Consider the following 14,413-nt stretch of genomic DNA (forward strand, 5'->3'; position numbering starts at 1 on the left):
CCGCAGACTTTCTATCTTTCAAGCCAGAACGATCCTTCGACCAAATTGAGGAATTCTGTCATGCCGATGACCGTCGCCGACCTGCTGGCCCAAACCCTCGCCGATGCCGGCGTTGAACGGATATGGGGGGTTACGGGCGACAGCCTGAACGGCCTCAACGACAGCCTGAGGCGGCTCGGGCGGATCGAATGGAAGCATGTCCGCCATGAGGAAACCGCCGCGTTCGCCGCGGGGGCCGAAGCCGCCGTCACGGGGCAGCTCGCCGTGTGCGCGGGCAGCTGCGGGCCGGGCAATCTCCATCTCATCAACGGCCTGTTCGACTGCCAGCGCAACCATGTGCCGGTGCTGGCGATCGCGGCGCATATCCCCTCCTCCGAAATCGGCCTTGGCTATTTCCAGGAAACGCACCCGCAGGAACTGTTCCGCGAATGCTCCGATTTCGTCGAACTGGTCTCGAACCCGGCGCAATTGCCCGGCGTGCTCAACCGGGCACTGAATACGGCGATCGGCAAGAACGGCGTCGCCGTTTTGGTGATCCCCGGCGATGTCGCGCTCGCCGCCGCGCCGGGCAAGGCGGCAGCCGTTCCGGCCCTGCCCGCCCCGCCCCGCATCCTGCCGTCCGACACGGAGATTGCCCGGCTCGCCGGACTTCTGAACGAAGGGGGTGCCATCACGATTCTGGCCGGCAGCGGCTGCGCGGGTCATCATGATGCCGTCGTCGCGCTCGCCGACCGGCTGAAGGCGCCGGTCGTCCATGCCCTGCGCGGCAAGGAACATGTCGAATGGGACAATCCCTTCGATGTCGGCATGACCGGGCTGATCGGCTTTTCCTCGGGCTATCACGCCATGGAGAATGCCGACACGATCGTCATGCTCGGCACCGACTTTCCCTATCGCGCCTTTTATCCGAAGAGCGCGCGGATCGTTCAGATCGACCTCGATCCCGGCGCGCTCGGCCGCCGCGCGGCGCTGACGCAGGGGCTGGTGGGCGATGTCGGCGAGACGATCGCCGCGCTCCTTCCGCATCTGAACGAGCGCAGCGAGCGGAGCTTTCTGGACGCGGCGCTGCGCCACTACCGCAAGGCGCGCGAAGGGCTGGACGCGCTGGCCGTGCCCGCCCCGGCGGGCCGTCCCATCCATCCGCAATATCTGGCGCGCCGGGTCAGCGAGCTGGCGACCGAAGACGCCATCTTCACCGCCGATGTCGGCACGCCAACGGTCTGGGCCGCGCGGTATCTCGAGATGAACGGTCAGCGCCGCCTGATCGGCTCGTTCAACCACGGATCGATGGCCAATGCGATGCTGCAGGCGATCGGCGCGCAGGCGGCGGCGCCGGAGCGGCAGGTCGTCTCGCTGTCGGGTGACGGCGGGTTCACCATGATGATGGGCGATTTTCTCAGCCTGTCGCAACTGAACCTTCCGGTGAAGGTCGTGGTCTTCAACAACGGCACGCTCGGTTTCGTGGCGATGGAGATGAAGGCGGGCGGCTATCTCGACACCGGCACCGATCTGCACAATCCGGACTTCGCCGCCGCCGCCGATGCGATGGGCATCAAGGGCATCCGCGTCGAGGATTCGGCGGAACTCGACGCGGCGCTGACAGAGGCCTTCGCCCATCCCGGGCCGGTGCTGGTCGACGTCGTGACCGCGAAGCAGGAACTCGTGATGCCGCCCAAGGTGCAGCTCGAACAGGCCAAGGGCTTCAGCCTCTATATGCTGAAGGCGATCATCAACGGGCGCGGCGACGAAGTGGTCGAACTGGCGCGCACCAATCTCAGGCTCTGACGGTGGCTGTCGTGACCGAAGATCGGGCGCGCGATCTGGCCTTCGTGCTGCGCTGTTCGGGCGCGGCGACCCTGTCCTTCGTGCTTGCGGGGGCCGTCGCGCTGCCACATCCGGTCTGGGCCGCGATCTCGGGGATCATCGTCGGCCAGGAGAAACTGGGCGACACGCGGCAGGCGACCATCGGGCGCTTCTTCGGCACGCTGGTCGGCGTGGGAATCGCGGTGGCGATCGGCATGCTGGGCGAATGGCTGGGCACGAGCATCATCGTCGAAATGACGATTGCCGTCGCGCTGGCCGCCGTGGCCGCGCGGCGATTCCCCTCGCTCAGGGTCTGCATGTGGACCTGCCCGCTCGTCTTCCTGACCGGCACGCCGGGTACGCCGCTCTGGGAAGCGGGCCTGTTCCGCGGCACGGAGGTGCTGCTGGGCGGGCTGGTGGGTGCCGTGCTGCATCTCCTGGCCGAACTTGTCATCGAACGGACATACGCTGGATCGAAGACCTAACGATGCGACAAATAGGCACACAGGCCATTCCTCAGCATGGGAGGGGTGGTGCCGCAGATCGTCAGCACCCCTCGCTTAGGGGGGAAAGTTCGATCCTAAGGGAAATCGCCTGAACCAGCCGAGAAGGTAAGAGCGCAAGCCGGTTCTGTCGGCTTTCGACTATCGAAGCAATCTTTCCTCGAAGGCCTATCGGTCTTCAGAGCCGCATCAGCCAATTACCCGATCTGGGAGATTGGATGATGGCGGGCGGAACGGGCAAACCAACCTTTACCTGTAACAAAGCCGACAATCCGAAGCCTGCGGCGTATTTGCGTGTCAGCACCCAAAGGCAGGGGCAATCAGGGCTTGGTTTGGAAGCCCAGCGTAGCGCAATTGTGGCACTGATTGGCGACGTCGAGTTTATTGAGTTTATCGAGGTCGAAAGCGGCACGAAGGCATCCCGACCGCAGCTACAAGCTGCACTCGCTCATTGCAGAAAATCGAAGGCGCAGCTTGTAATTGCAAAACTGGATAGGTTGGCTCGCAACGTTCATTTCATCAGTGGCCTTATGGAGAGTGGGGTCGATTTCGTCGCCGCCGACATGCCACAGGCAGACCGTTTCATGCTCCGTATCTTTGCTGCGATGGCCGAGGAGGAAGGGCGTAGGATCAGCGAGCGCACTAAGGCTGCTCTCCAGGCCGCAAAGTTGCGCGGCGTGCAGCTTGGTCGCCACGGCAAGGTTTTGGCACGGAAGAACAAGGAGGGAGCCGAACGGTTTGCAAGGCAAGTCTATTTACAGATGGTCGCACACGGCATCGAGCCAGACGGGTCCCTGCAATCAACTGCAAATGCTCTCAACAGGGCAGGTGTAATTTCGAGAACTGGAGGGCATTGGTATCCCACTTCCGTTGCCCGGCTATTGGCTAGGCTTGATATTGATCGAAGCCTCAGTCGGTGAACACAACTCGATGAAACCCTAGGGCGACATTTCTCGTCGCCGTTGGAGGTAGTCGGGGTTTGGCGGGCTGGCCTTTGGTTGTGCTAGTGAACTGCCATCAAAGGGACGCAACTTATCTGCCAAGACCTTATCTTGGTCCACATGATCCCAGTTCACACGGACGGTCAGATCATCTTCGATAAGGAGATGGCCTTGCTCGAAGGCTCGATCCACAAAAACCGACAAACAAATGCCATTGGCCGGGTCCAATCGGATTGATTGGTCGTGCCCCCAAGGAACGATATGAGATGCGATTAGATAAGATCGTGTTGCGATGCCAGTAAGCGCGCACCGCCAACCGTAGTTCTCTTTGACCTTTTTTGCGAAGACCCTTTGAGCGCTGCCCCTAGTCTTGACGTTGGCTGTCGCGTCTGGGACTTCGTAATCACCCTCTTCAGTTTGGCGTTCAAGGGCCGAGACTTCTTCGTCGGAATACTCCGCTTCCTCAGCTGCGGCGTCTGAAGTGGGTTCAACAGTGTCGCTCAAATCTCCGTTGGTAGCCGGTTCATCGTTTTTCTCTGTCGGATCGCCAGCAGTAGGCGCGGTGGGTAGCCACGGATTGATCTTTCGAGAGTCGTCAAAAACCAGCGTTTGTTCGTCCACCAGAAGCTCCGAGGCGACGGCAGACCTCGGAGACGTCTTAGCAACTAGTTCTTGCACTATTGGGGGAGCTAATTTGACATCAGCCCAATCAGCGCTCGGCCCGGGGGTGTCGACTAGGACGCGAAGATGGAGAACGTCCTCTTCCCCTACCCTTTTGACCGCGACTAGATACGGTTGCCCGAAGTCAGAAGAAATCAATGCATCGTATTCGGCATCCGCCTGTGCCGCATCCTTGTGATCTGGATTTCCCCTAATGGTCTCGATCGTCGTCTGGGAAGGAGTGGGCAACATTCTCCAAGGTGGAGGAGCTTTGTCTGTTGTAACCCATGAAAGGTGGGGGCGATCTGATGATCTCTTTAGGACCTCACCGGAAGCAGACCCGCCCGGCCACCGATAAGTTATGGATGCCTTGCCGCTCCCGACTGCAATCGACGGGAAAGCCGCTTGTAAGTCGTCAATGAAGTCAGGTCTGCGAGAAAGTTGTAGATAGTCCTTGGTGTAATGGGTGCCGGGCAATCGTCCGTATGTCGCTCGATGCGCCGACAAGTTGAACCGAACGATCAGTATCCACTCAACCGGCAGAACGCTCACAACGTTGCTCCGATCACCAACGCCTCTGGGGACTTGTGCGCCTCCACTTCTCTGCGGCTCTGGGCCGCCAACGCTCTATGGGTAGTGAACCCCACAATCTCATGCCTTGAGAATAGCTCTCTAACGACTTCAGTATCCCGGTTGGACATGATCCAGCGCACACCTCGCTCACTCATCTCATCGCAGAGCGCCGCTAGTTCGATTAGATCGGCTAGCTCAAAGGTCTTCGCGGTGTATTTGTTGAACTTTGCTGTTGGCTCTTTCTCCACTCCTGGCTTTGAGAAAATAGGGAGATACGGCGGATCAAGGTAAACAAAATCTCCCGCTCCCGCCTGAGATATGACCTCGCGAAAATCTCGGTTCTCAATCGCAACACCTTCTAGTATCTTCGCAATCTCTCCAAGTTCGTCATCGCCGAACCCCTTAAAGGTGCGGTCTCCCCAAGGAACATTCATCGCACCGGTTTTTGAGTTTTCCCGCCATAGATGATTCCAAGACGTAGCATTGAGGTAGAGAAATCGAGCAGCCTTCTCGATTGGATCAGTCGGTAGCTTGCTCCTCGTCTCGTAGTAGAACTCTTTGCTGTCGTTTTCTGCATACCAATCGAGCCGAGCAAAGAAGCCGGAGGGTTGATCGCGCAATGCGATCCAAGCCGAAGTCAGATGTTCGTTTAGGTCAGCTAGGTACGCTGTTCCTTTGATTCTCGGCATTGAAGCAAGGAAGACGGCCCCACCCCCGAGAAAGGGCTCGAAATAATCTTGGATATCTATCGGGACATGTGGAAGGATGCGAGGCAGTAGCCTACTCTTGCCGCCAACCCAGCGAATGAACGGCTTTCGCGTTGGCTTGGCACCAGAGTGCAGAAGCAATTCAGATTGCTCGGCTCGTGTTTGGGGTCGGTTCATGCGGTTGCTGTCGGCTAGAGCCATTTTGCTCGGTGATATGGTGGGACGGTCCGCTTGAGTAACAAGCGAATGCCGTCAGGCACAGAGGTAAGATGTCAGAAATTTTTCTCAGTTGGAAGAACAAGGACCTAGCGGTTAGAGCGAACGGGGAACAGGAGTACGTTTGGGTTGAGCCGAACGATGGCAAAACGAGTTCAGCCGTTCGGATATCTGAACTCTCTAACAAGCTTCCAGATCGTAAATCGAACGCCATAATTGTGGGCGACGGGTTTGATGTCGTGGAGGCGCTCGCCGACCAGACAGACTTTTTCGAGAATGGGGTGCGGCTGGTATATGTCGACCCCCCGTACAATACGAATGCGGACGTTGCCTGCTACAAGGACGACTTGGATCGGTCGATGTGGCTGGGCATGCTCCGCGATCGACTTTCAGCGCTCAAACCGCATCTAGCTGCGGACGCAAGCATCTGGGTTCATTTGGATGATTGTGAGGTGCATCGTGCACGGCTCGTTTTTGACGAGGTTTTTGGTGAGGAGGCCTTCGTTTCGTCAGTTATCTGGCAAAAGCGAACGACACGCGAATCGCGAGCGGCATTCTCAAGCAATCACGATACCATTCTAGTTTATGCTCCTGCCGGAGCGAAGGCTTGGAAGGCCTCTCGGAATCTACTGCCGAAAGATGCATCGGGTCTAACCAATAGAGATGATGACCCCCGGGGCCCATGGGCCGACGCGCCATTTACCGCTCCAGGAATCCGCCCGGCTCAACAATACCGTATCAAGACACCATCCGGCAGGGTCCTTACGCCGCCTCGAGGTCGCTCGTGGTATGCCACCGAACCAACGTTCAAGAAGCTTCTATTGGAAAACCGTATCTGGTTCCCGAAAGGTGGTGATGGATCACCGCGTCTAAAACTTTTCAATGACCAACTCCGTGGCCTCGTGCCATTCACAATTTGGGGGAGTTCAGAGACCGGAACCAACGACGATGCGAAACGCCATCTCCTTTCACTATTTCCGACTTCATCAGTCTTCGACACGCCGAAGCCTGAGGAATTGATTGAACGGATCGTCCACGTCGCTTCAAACGAGGGCGATCTTGTCGTCGATATTTTCGCTGGGAGTGGAACCACAGGGGCTGTCGCGCAGAAGATGGGACGTCGGTGGCTATTGGCAGAAAGAAACCTGCACACTGTTGAGAAATTTACCTTTCCAAGGCTGCAGGCGGTAATTGACGGTCATGACACCGGTGGAATCACTAACGCGCTCAATTGGAAGGGTGGTGGCTCGTTCGAAGTTGCGTATGTTCCGCCGAAATTTGGAAGCGGGCATTCGACTGAAGATTTGGAGAGCCTAGAGAGGCTTGCACTGCCTCTGTCTGCAAAAAGGAGGGTCGCCTAGCTATTGCTAGGTTGCGAGCGACAAGTCAGCCAGACCAGTGGGATGGCCTCTTGGCTAAATTTGCGCGTCTTCCAAAAGCTGTGCCATCGTCTTGTCGAAAGATTTCGCAATTTTTCTCAGATTGAGGATCGTGACATTGCGCTCGCCACGTTCGATACGTCCCATGTGGGAGCGATCAATCTCGGCCAGATCAGCAAGCGCCTCTTGGGGCCAAAGAGTGTGCAGTCCTTCGTCGAGAAGCATGCGCCTGCAATCGTCGCTTTCGCACTGGATAGGCCTGGCTCTTGGACGGATGAAACTGCCTATCGCTCTTGGAAGAAGAGCGTCTCCAAAAAGCATGCAGGGCGGTTTGCCGTTTTCACCGACTCCGTTGCCGTGGGGGATTCCCGAGATACGCTCGGAGAGTTGGAGAGCCGCGAGGGGTCTGCAGTAGTGACGGTCGTCGATTTGCTGAGCCTCGGAAATAGGCTTGCTGATGAGTTGAGGGCTCGTCCCAGCGACGTTTCCGTGATTGGCAAGGCAGAGGATAAATGACCGCGCCCTCCGCCTACAAGCAGGCTGACTTGGTCAAAATCCTAAAGGCTACAAACAGCGCAGGTCTGACGCCTCACAGCCTCACGGTACACCCTCATACCGGCGACATAACCGTCACGTTTGATCCGACCGCCTCCGGCTCCAAGAAAAACACCTTCGATGAGATAATGAGCAAGCTGAAATGAAAAAGCGTTGGTTGCCCAAGTGGGTTAGCGAATACCGTAGTCGGCACGGCAAGAGCTACTACCGATTCCGCCGCAAGGGCTTTGAGAACTACACTTTCAAAAATGATCCTGGCTCTGAAGAGTTCAGGGAGGAATATCAGGCCTGTCTTGATGGGGATGACAATCGCCTTGCGCTCCAAGCGCACAAAGTGACACCGGGCAGCGTGGATGATCTTCTCGCACGCTACTACCGTTCAGCCGAGTTCGTGGCACTTAGGAGCACAACGCAAGCCGTTTACCGTCGCGAATTTGAAAGGTGGCGGCGGCAGTACGGGGGTGCTTCAGTCAGGGACTTGGAATCACACCACGTTGCCGACATGTTGGCTGAACGCCTTCCGCACGTTCATTCGGCGAACACTCTTAGGAAGCGCTTGTCCTTCCTGATGGATTTCGCAATCCGTCTGGGGTTTGCGGACAAGAACCCTGTGCGCGCAATTCGCTCCTACAAAGCCAAATCAACCGGCTATCATACATGGACGGATGAAGAGATTGCGCGTTTCGAGGCATTCCACCCGACTGGCACTATACCGCGCCTTGCCTTCGACCTTCTATTGTGGACTGGTCAGCGTGGAGGCGACATCCGTGTTCTCGGACCTCAGCATATCCAAGACAAGCGAATCAACATCGTGCAGTCGAAGACTGGTGCGAAGGTCTCGCTACCGATCCTTGCGCCCTTGGCCCGATCCATCTTGGCAACGCCTACTCGTGGCTTGGTGTTCATTCTGAGCGCGCATAGCAAGCCCTATTCGGCAAAGAGCTTCCCGCAGCGATTCAGCAAATGGTGCACGAATGCTGGCCTACCCCATTGCACCGCTCACGGGCTTAGAAAGGCCGCCGCCAGACGGTTGGCCGAGGCTGGCTGCACCAATCAGCAGATCAAGTCCTGGACCGGACACACGACCGATTCAGAGGTGTCTCGGTACACTGCCGCCGCCGATCAGTTGACGCTTTCCGATGCTGCTGGAGCAATCCTAATGGCTAACCTCGAAACCAAGTTAGCCAAAGATTCCGACAACCCTTTGGGAAAAGAGGCTTAAATGGGAAAGCTGGCGCACCCGACAGGATTCGAACCTGTGGCCCCCAGATTAGGAATCTGGTGCTCTATCCTGCTGAGCTACGGGCGCCCGCGCCTCGTTTAGCAGGCTTGACGCCGTGCGCAATCGGAGGCGCGATCAGTTGAGTTCGTCGGGAGGCGCGATCGGGATGAGCAGCGGTGCCACGGTGACCCCCTCCTCCAGCAGATCACGCGCTTCCTTTGCGCTGGCTCTGCCGTGGATGGGCTTCTCGTCCTTCTCGCCATAATGCATCGATCGCGCTTCATCGGCGAATTTGTCGCCGACCCACGAACTTGTCTTCAAGGCTTTCGCCTGGGCCTTCACGATTTTCCTGAAGGCCTCTTTCAGTTCGGCAGGTATCGGCAGGTTCGACACTTCGGGACGAGCAGGCTGGCCGGTAGCTTCCATTTCCCGGCGATCTTCAGCACCTCGAGAAACCTCATTGCCCTTGACGCCTATTGCCGGAGCCATGGGCGCCTTCGCAATTTCGATGTCATCGCAAGTGGGGCAGGCGAGCAGGCCGCGCGCCTGCTGATCGGCAAAGTCGGTCGAGGATCCGAACCACCCTTCGAACCGATGGCCGTTCCCGCATTGGAGGTCGAACACGATCATCCGCGCGCTACTCCACAATCACGCGGCGATTGGCAAGGCTCGGCACCTGGGCTCTGACCTCCTCGATGCGCGCAAGGTCTATATCCGCAAACCCCACCCCCGCGCTTTCTCCGCCCATATCGAGCAGAACCTCGCCCCAGGGGTCGATCACCAGGCTGTGGCCATAGGTGCGCCGCCCGTCTTCGTGCTGGCCGACCTGGGCCGCTGCGATGACGAACGCGCTCGCTTCGATGGCCCGCGCGCGCTGAAGGATGTGCCAATGCGCAGTCCCTGTCGGAACGGTGAAGGCGGCCGGAATCGCGATCGCATCGCACTTCGCCCTGCCGAGCGCATCGAACAGCGCCGGAAAGCGGATATCGTAGCAGATCGACAGGCCGAGGCGCCCGATCGGCGTATCCTCGACCAGCCCCAATCTGTCTCCCGCGCGGTAGACATTGGATTCGCGCCAGCTCTCCCCGTCGGCAAGATCAACGTCGAACATGTGGATCTTGTCGTATGAGGTCCTGATGGCTCCTGCCGGATCGATGACAACCGCCCGATTGGCGCGCGAGCCATCGGCATTGGCGAAGGCGAAAGAACCGAGCGCTATCCAAAGCCCGGTTCTCGCGGCGGCTTCGCGCATGGCGGCTAGCACCCGATCGTCCCGCTCGCTCGAGAGATTTTGGCCGGCGCGCTCCCGATCCCGATCGAGCAGATTGCTCATCTCGGGCGTGAAGAGCATCGCCGCCCCGCCCTCGGCCGCTTGGTCGGCAGCTTGAGCGAGTTCTTCGGCGTTTCTACCGGGATCGATCCCGGTATTCTCCTGGAAAAGCGCGATCCGTACCAAGGCGCTTACCCGGCGAGCAGCGCGTCCAGCTCGCCCTGCCGTTCCAGGGTCGCCAGATCGTCGGAGCCTCCCACATGCGTACTCCCGATAAAGATCTGCGGGACCGTCCGTGCGCCAGGCGCCTTTTCCAGCATCTCTTCCCGCTTAGGACCGCCCATGGTGATGTCATGTTCCGTATAGTCCACGCCCTTTTCGTCGAGCAGGCGCTTGGCCCGGCTGCAATATCCGCAGCCAAACTTGGTGTAGATGGTGACTTCGGGCGTGCTCATGCTGGGTGATCCTTATGTTGGGGCGAAGCGGCTTCGCATCGGAGGTTCTTGAACGCCCCCGGCGCCGCACTTATCTTGGAACGGTCCGAAGCGGCCGCAAGGCGCATCGGGCACATCGTTCGGGGACAGTGCCGATCTGGGCTGACCCTTACTATGAAAATCGCTCATAAGAGGATTTGTTTCGATGAACCGTACCGATTTTTCCCCCTATCGCCGCACCACTGTCGGCTTCGACCGCCTGTTCGACCTGCTCGAAAGCCAGGTGCGCAACAATGCGGGCGACAATTACCCCCCTTTCAATATCGAGCGGCGCGATGAGGACAGCTACCGCATCACGCTTGCCGTGGCGGGCTTCCGCGAGCGCGATCTCGATATCACCGCGCAGCAGAACCTCCTGACCATTCAGGGCAAGAAGCGCGACGAGTCGGTGGAGGGCGAAATGCTGCATGTCGGCATCGCCAATCGCGGCTTCGAACGCCGGTTCGAACTCGCGGATTTCGTCCGCGTTGCGAATGCCGATCTGGCGGACGGCCTGCTGACGATCGAGCTGGTGCGCGAAGTGCCTGACGCGATGAAGCCCAAGAAGGTCATGATCGGCGGCACTCGCAAGCTCGAAGTGGTCGAAGGCGACAAATCCGACGATGCGCGCGAGACCAGCGACCGCGACGTCGCCTGATCTTCGATCCTATCCAAAATAGCGAAGGGCGGGGCCGCGCGGCTCCGCCCTTTCTGCTTGGTGCCGATCGATAGGATCAAGACGATAGGGGGCAATGCCCGAAGGCACTGCCCCCGCGACGCGAGGCGCCGCCAAGCCTCGGAATTCGCCGTCCGGGTCGCAGAAGACGGCAGGTTTCGAGGCAAGCCTATAACCTTGTTGCGCCAATGCGGGCCAAATTGAAAGAAAATCGCGCCAGCCCCCAGTCGCGAGCACGGTTCTGCCCCAAACTCGTGAATAAATAAAGACTTTCGGGAAAGGTTTCGAATGCGAACCGGCCAATCCGCCGATCCGATCCGCCATCGCCCTTTCGATTCAATCGTTTAGATTATTAACGCGAAAGACGAAAAATTTTACATCAAGCGCGCCTGCTCCAACGCGGCGCCGATGAATCCGGCGAAGAGCGGGTGCGGATCGAAGGGGCGCGATTTCAGTTCCGGGTGGAACTGGACCCCGATGAACCACGGGTGGTCCGGCCTCTCGACGATTTCGGGGAGGAGGCCATCGGGCGACATGCCGGAGAATACCAGGCCCTGCCCTTCCAGCGTATCGATATAGTGGCTGTTGACCTCGTAACGATGGCGATGGCGTTCCGAGATCTCGGTCACGCCGCCATAGACCTGGCTGACGCGGCTGTCGGGTGCCAGCTTGGCGTCGTACGCGCCGAGGCGCATCGTGCCCCCTAGATCGCCGCCGGCCTCGCGTTCCTGGAGGCCGTCTTCGCTCATCCATTCGGTGATGATGCCGACGACCGGCTCCTCGGTTTCGCCGAACTCGGTGGAGGACGCCGCCGCGACACCGGCCGAGCGCGCGCCTTCGATGCAGGCCATCTGCATTCCGAGACAGATGCCGAGGAACGGAACCTTGTGCTCGCGCGCGAAGCGGACTGCCGCGATCTTCCCTTCCGATCCACGCTCGCCGAACCCGCCGGGCACGAGGATCGCATGCATCGGTTCGAGCTGCGCGGAGATCGCATCGTCATCCTGCTCGAACACCTCGGCGTCGAGCCACTTGATCCTCACGCGGACGCGATGCGCCATCCCGCCATGGATCAGCGCCTCGTTGAGCGATTTGTAGGCGTCCTGGAGGCCGACATATTTGCCGATCACGCCGACCACGACTTCGCCTTCGGGGTTCGAGTGGCGATCGACCACATCGTACCAGCGGGAAAGATCGGGCTCCGGCGCGTCGGTGATGCCGAAGGCGCGCAGCACCTCGCTGTCGAGACCTTCGCCGTGATATTGGAGAGGGACCGAATAGATCGAGGGCGCATCGAGCGCCGGTATGACCGATTCCGGGCGGACGTTGCAGAACTGGGCGATCTTGCGCCGCTCGCTCTCGGGGATCGGATGCTCCGCGCGGCACAGCAGCAGGTCGGGCTTGATGCCGAGGCTGGCAAGTTCGCGCACGCTGTGCTGGGTCGGCTTGGTCTTCAGCTCGCCCGCCGCCGCGATATAGGGAACCAGCGTCACATGGACGCTCAACGTCTGGTCGACCGGAAGCTCGTTCCTCAGCTGGCGAATGGCCTCCATGAAGGGCAGGCCCTCGATATCGCCGACCGTCCCGCCGATTTCGCACAGGATGAAATCGTGATCGTCCTGATCGGCCAGGGCGAACTGCTTGATCGCGTCCGTCACATGCGGAACGACCTGCACGGTCGCGCCGAGATAGTCGCCGCGCCGTTCCTTGGCGATGATCTGCTGATAGATGCGCCCGCTGGTGACATTGTCCGCCTGATGCGCGGAAACGCCCGTGAACCGCTCGTAATGGCCGAGATCGAGATCGGTCTCCGCCCCGTCATCGGTCACGAACACCTCGCCGTGCTGATACGGGCTCATCGTGCCCGGATCGACGTTCAGATAAGGGTCGAACTTGCGAATGCGGACCTTGTAGCCGCGCGCCTGCAAGAGCGCTGCGAGCGATGCCGCCATGAGACCTTTGCCGAGCGAGGAGACCACGCCGCCGGTGATGAAAATGTACCGCGCCATGGGAGCCGGGCCTTAAGCCCCGGTCGTGATTCGGGGCAAGCGTAAACCGGACGAAGCGAGCGATCAGACGCTCGCCCGTCCACAATTATGTCGAACGAAAGCGTTTATTGCGCGAGCGGATCGTCATTGGCGGGAGCAGCGGGGGCCGCCGGAGCCGGAGCGGCTTCGCCCGGACCGGTCACCGGCGTTCCGCCCAACGGGTCCTGCTGTTCGATCGGCGTGACATTGCGATCCAGAGTCGTCTCGAGCGAGGAGCCCTGCGTCGTTTCGACCGCGATCGCTGCCAGAGCAATCGAGAGGACCACGAAGACGACCGCCAGCCACTTGGTCGAGCGGGTCAGGAAATCCGCCGCGCCGCGCGCGCTCAGCATTCCCGAAGGACTGCCGCCGATACCCAGCCCGCCCCCTTCGGAACGCTGCATGAGAATGACACCCACGAGGGCGGCGGCGACGATGGCCTGAACGACGGTGAGGAAAAAGAACATCGGATATCCGTTCTGGATTCAAGTGACGTGTAACTAGGTCCGGTCGGCGGCGCGCACAAGGGCGCGCCCTTCCCTCACCCTTCGTCCGCTTCAGACGCGGCGACGACGATGCCGAGGAAGCTTTCGGCAGACAGGCTCGCCCCGCCGACCAGCGCACCACCGACATGAGAGAGCGAGAGGATCTCGCGCGCATTGTCGGGCTTGACCGAGCCGCCGTAGAGAATGCGGACACCCGCAGCCTGCTCCTCGCCATAGGTTTCGACCAACAGGCCGTGAATGGCGTGGTGCATGGCAGCGATATCGGCGGCCTCCGCCGTGCGCCCGGTTCCGATCGCCCAGATAGGTTCGTAGGCGACGGTGATGCGTTCCGACGCATCCTCCAGCTTCGGCAGGCCCGCGCGCAGCTGGTCGAGGACGAAATCTTCGGCCTTGCCAGCATCGCGCGTCGCTTCACTCTCGCCACAGCACAGGATGATCCGCAGCCCCGCTTCGAGCGCGGCGGAAACCTTCGAAGCGATCAGCGCGTCGCTCTCACCGTGATCGCCGCGGCGTTCGCTATGGCCCAGAACGACGAATTTCGCACCCGAATCGGCGACCATCGTGGCGCTGACATCGCCGGTATGCGCGCCGTCCGGCTCCGCATGGCAGTCCTGCGCGCCGACCCCGATCTGCTCGGCTTCGCGATGGACGGCGTGCAGCAGCGTAAAGGGAGGGGCCAGAGCGACCTCGACCTTCATGTAGCGCTGCGCCGCACGGTCGATGGCGCGCGCTTCCGACAGCATGGCGCGCGTGCCGTTCATCTTCCAGTTTCCAACGATGTAGGGCCGTTCGGCCATAGTCATTTCCTGCAGATTTCAGATTGTGTCCCGCCATATGGTCATGCCGGGCGAGGTCCGCTAGCCGACCCGAAGGCCTGGGTCAAAACCTTCGACACCTGTTGC

At 59.9% G+C, this 14,413-nt stretch carries 16 protein-coding genes and 1 tRNA gene; 7 read left to right on the top strand and 10 right to left on the bottom strand.

The window, feature by feature from the left end; genetic code table 11:
* The first annotated feature begins 60 nt into the window (after positions 1-60).
* From poxB to GRI47_RS05300, 3 genes are all read left to right on the top strand, one after another.
* Positions 61-1,785 (top strand): ubiquinone-dependent pyruvate dehydrogenase, encoded by a 1,725-nt coding sequence (poxB, locus tag GRI47_RS05290; protein ID WP_160660285.1) that lies wholly within the window; start codon positions 61-63, stop codon positions 1,783-1,785.
* 2 nt (positions 1,786-1,787) lie between these two features.
* A complete protein-coding gene (locus tag GRI47_RS05295) occupies positions 1,788-2,288 on the top strand; it encodes an FUSC family protein (protein WP_160660286.1) in 501 nt (166 codons plus the stop codon).
* Between the two features lie 236 nt (positions 2,289-2,524).
* The gene (locus tag GRI47_RS05300; RefSeq protein ID WP_237452621.1) at positions 2,525-3,226 is read left to right on the top strand and encodes a recombinase family protein; all 702 of its coding nucleotides are present in this window, start codon (positions 2,525-2,527) and stop codon (positions 3,224-3,226) included.
* Between the two features lie 18 nt (positions 3,227-3,244).
* On the opposite strand, the gene GRI47_RS05305 is transcribed toward GRI47_RS05300, so the two are convergent.
* Both GRI47_RS05305 and GRI47_RS05310 read right to left on the bottom strand, forming a co-directional pair.
* Positions 3,245-3,868, bottom strand: coding sequence for an HNH endonuclease (locus tag GRI47_RS05305; protein WP_160660287.1), 624 nt, complete (start codon positions 3,866-3,868; stop codon positions 3,245-3,247).
* Between the two features lie 587 nt (positions 3,869-4,455).
* Positions 4,456-5,388, bottom strand: coding sequence for a DNA adenine methylase (locus tag GRI47_RS05310; RefSeq protein WP_202387186.1), 933 nt, complete (start codon positions 5,386-5,388; stop codon positions 4,456-4,458).
* A 68-nt stretch (positions 5,389-5,456) separates the two neighbouring features.
* Between GRI47_RS05310 and GRI47_RS05315 the strand changes: the two genes are divergently transcribed.
* Positions 5,457-6,764 (top strand): site-specific DNA-methyltransferase, encoded by a 1,308-nt coding sequence (locus GRI47_RS05315; RefSeq protein ID WP_160660288.1) that lies wholly within the window; start codon positions 5,457-5,459, stop codon positions 6,762-6,764.
* Positions 6,765-6,818: 54 nt separating this feature from the next.
* Here the strand turns inward: GRI47_RS05315 and GRI47_RS05320 are convergent, their stop codons facing one another.
* On the bottom strand, positions 6,819-7,007 hold the full coding sequence (locus GRI47_RS05320; protein ID WP_160660289.1) for a helix-turn-helix domain-containing protein: 189 nt from the start codon (positions 7,005-7,007) through the stop codon (positions 6,819-6,821).
* Between the two features lie 287 nt (positions 7,008-7,294).
* On the opposite strand from GRI47_RS05320, the gene GRI47_RS05325 reads away from it, so the two are divergent.
* Both GRI47_RS05325 and GRI47_RS05330 read left to right on the top strand, forming a co-directional pair.
* On the top strand, positions 7,295-7,483 hold the full coding sequence (locus GRI47_RS05325; RefSeq protein WP_160660290.1) for a hypothetical protein: 189 nt from the start codon (positions 7,295-7,297) through the stop codon (positions 7,481-7,483).
* Positions 7,480-8,559, top strand: a complete 1,080-nt coding sequence (locus GRI47_RS05330; RefSeq protein WP_160660291.1) for a site-specific integrase — start codon at positions 7,480-7,482, stop codon at positions 8,557-8,559. The genes GRI47_RS05325 and GRI47_RS05330 overlap by 4 nt, the downstream gene beginning before the upstream one ends.
* A gap of 10 nt (positions 8,560-8,569) precedes the next feature.
* Here the strand turns inward: GRI47_RS05330 and GRI47_RS05335 are convergent.
* The 4 genes from GRI47_RS05335 to grxC all read right to left on the bottom strand — a co-directional run bounded on the left by GRI47_RS05335 (position 8,570) and on the right by grxC (position 10,284).
* A tRNA-Arg gene (locus GRI47_RS05335) sits at positions 8,570-8,646 on the bottom strand.
* A gap of 48 nt (positions 8,647-8,694) precedes the next feature.
* Positions 8,695-9,189, bottom strand: coding sequence for a DUF1178 family protein (locus tag GRI47_RS05340; RefSeq protein WP_160660292.1), 495 nt, complete (start codon positions 9,187-9,189; stop codon positions 8,695-8,697).
* A gap of 7 nt (positions 9,190-9,196) precedes the next feature.
* Positions 9,197-10,015, bottom strand: coding sequence for a carbon-nitrogen hydrolase family protein (locus GRI47_RS05345; RefSeq protein WP_160660293.1), 819 nt, complete (start codon positions 10,013-10,015; stop codon positions 9,197-9,199).
* A 5-nt stretch (positions 10,016-10,020) separates the two neighbouring features.
* Positions 10,021-10,284: a glutaredoxin 3 gene (gene grxC, locus GRI47_RS05350; RefSeq protein ID WP_160660294.1), complete on the bottom strand. Its 264-nt coding sequence runs from the start codon at positions 10,282-10,284 to the stop codon at positions 10,021-10,023.
* A gap of 184 nt (positions 10,285-10,468) precedes the next feature.
* Between grxC and GRI47_RS05355 the strand changes: the two genes are divergently transcribed.
* A complete protein-coding gene (locus tag GRI47_RS05355; protein ID WP_160660295.1) occupies positions 10,469-10,960 on the top strand; it encodes an Hsp20 family protein in 492 nt (163 codons plus the stop codon).
* A gap of 392 nt (positions 10,961-11,352) precedes the next feature.
* Here GRI47_RS05355 and GRI47_RS05360 read toward each other — a convergent pair whose 3' ends face one another.
* The 3 genes from GRI47_RS05360 to tpiA form a co-directional block, all read right to left on the bottom strand.
* Positions 11,353-12,987: a CTP synthase gene (locus tag GRI47_RS05360; RefSeq protein ID WP_160660296.1), complete on the bottom strand. Its 1,635-nt coding sequence runs from the start codon at positions 12,985-12,987 to the stop codon at positions 11,353-11,355.
* A gap of 104 nt (positions 12,988-13,091) precedes the next feature.
* The gene (secG, locus tag GRI47_RS05365) at positions 13,092-13,472 is read right to left on the bottom strand and encodes a preprotein translocase subunit SecG (RefSeq protein ID WP_160660297.1); all 381 of its coding nucleotides are present in this window, start codon (positions 13,470-13,472) and stop codon (positions 13,092-13,094) included.
* A 74-nt stretch (positions 13,473-13,546) separates the two neighbouring features.
* Positions 13,547-14,308, bottom strand: a complete 762-nt coding sequence (gene tpiA, locus GRI47_RS05370; protein WP_160660298.1) for a triose-phosphate isomerase — start codon at positions 14,306-14,308, stop codon at positions 13,547-13,549.
* Positions 14,309-14,413 lie beyond the last annotated feature (105 nt).

It is taken from the genome of Qipengyuania pelagi (genome assembly GCF_009827295.1).
GTDB classification, from domain to species: Bacteria; Pseudomonadota; Alphaproteobacteria; order Sphingomonadales; family Sphingomonadaceae; genus Qipengyuania; species Qipengyuania pelagi.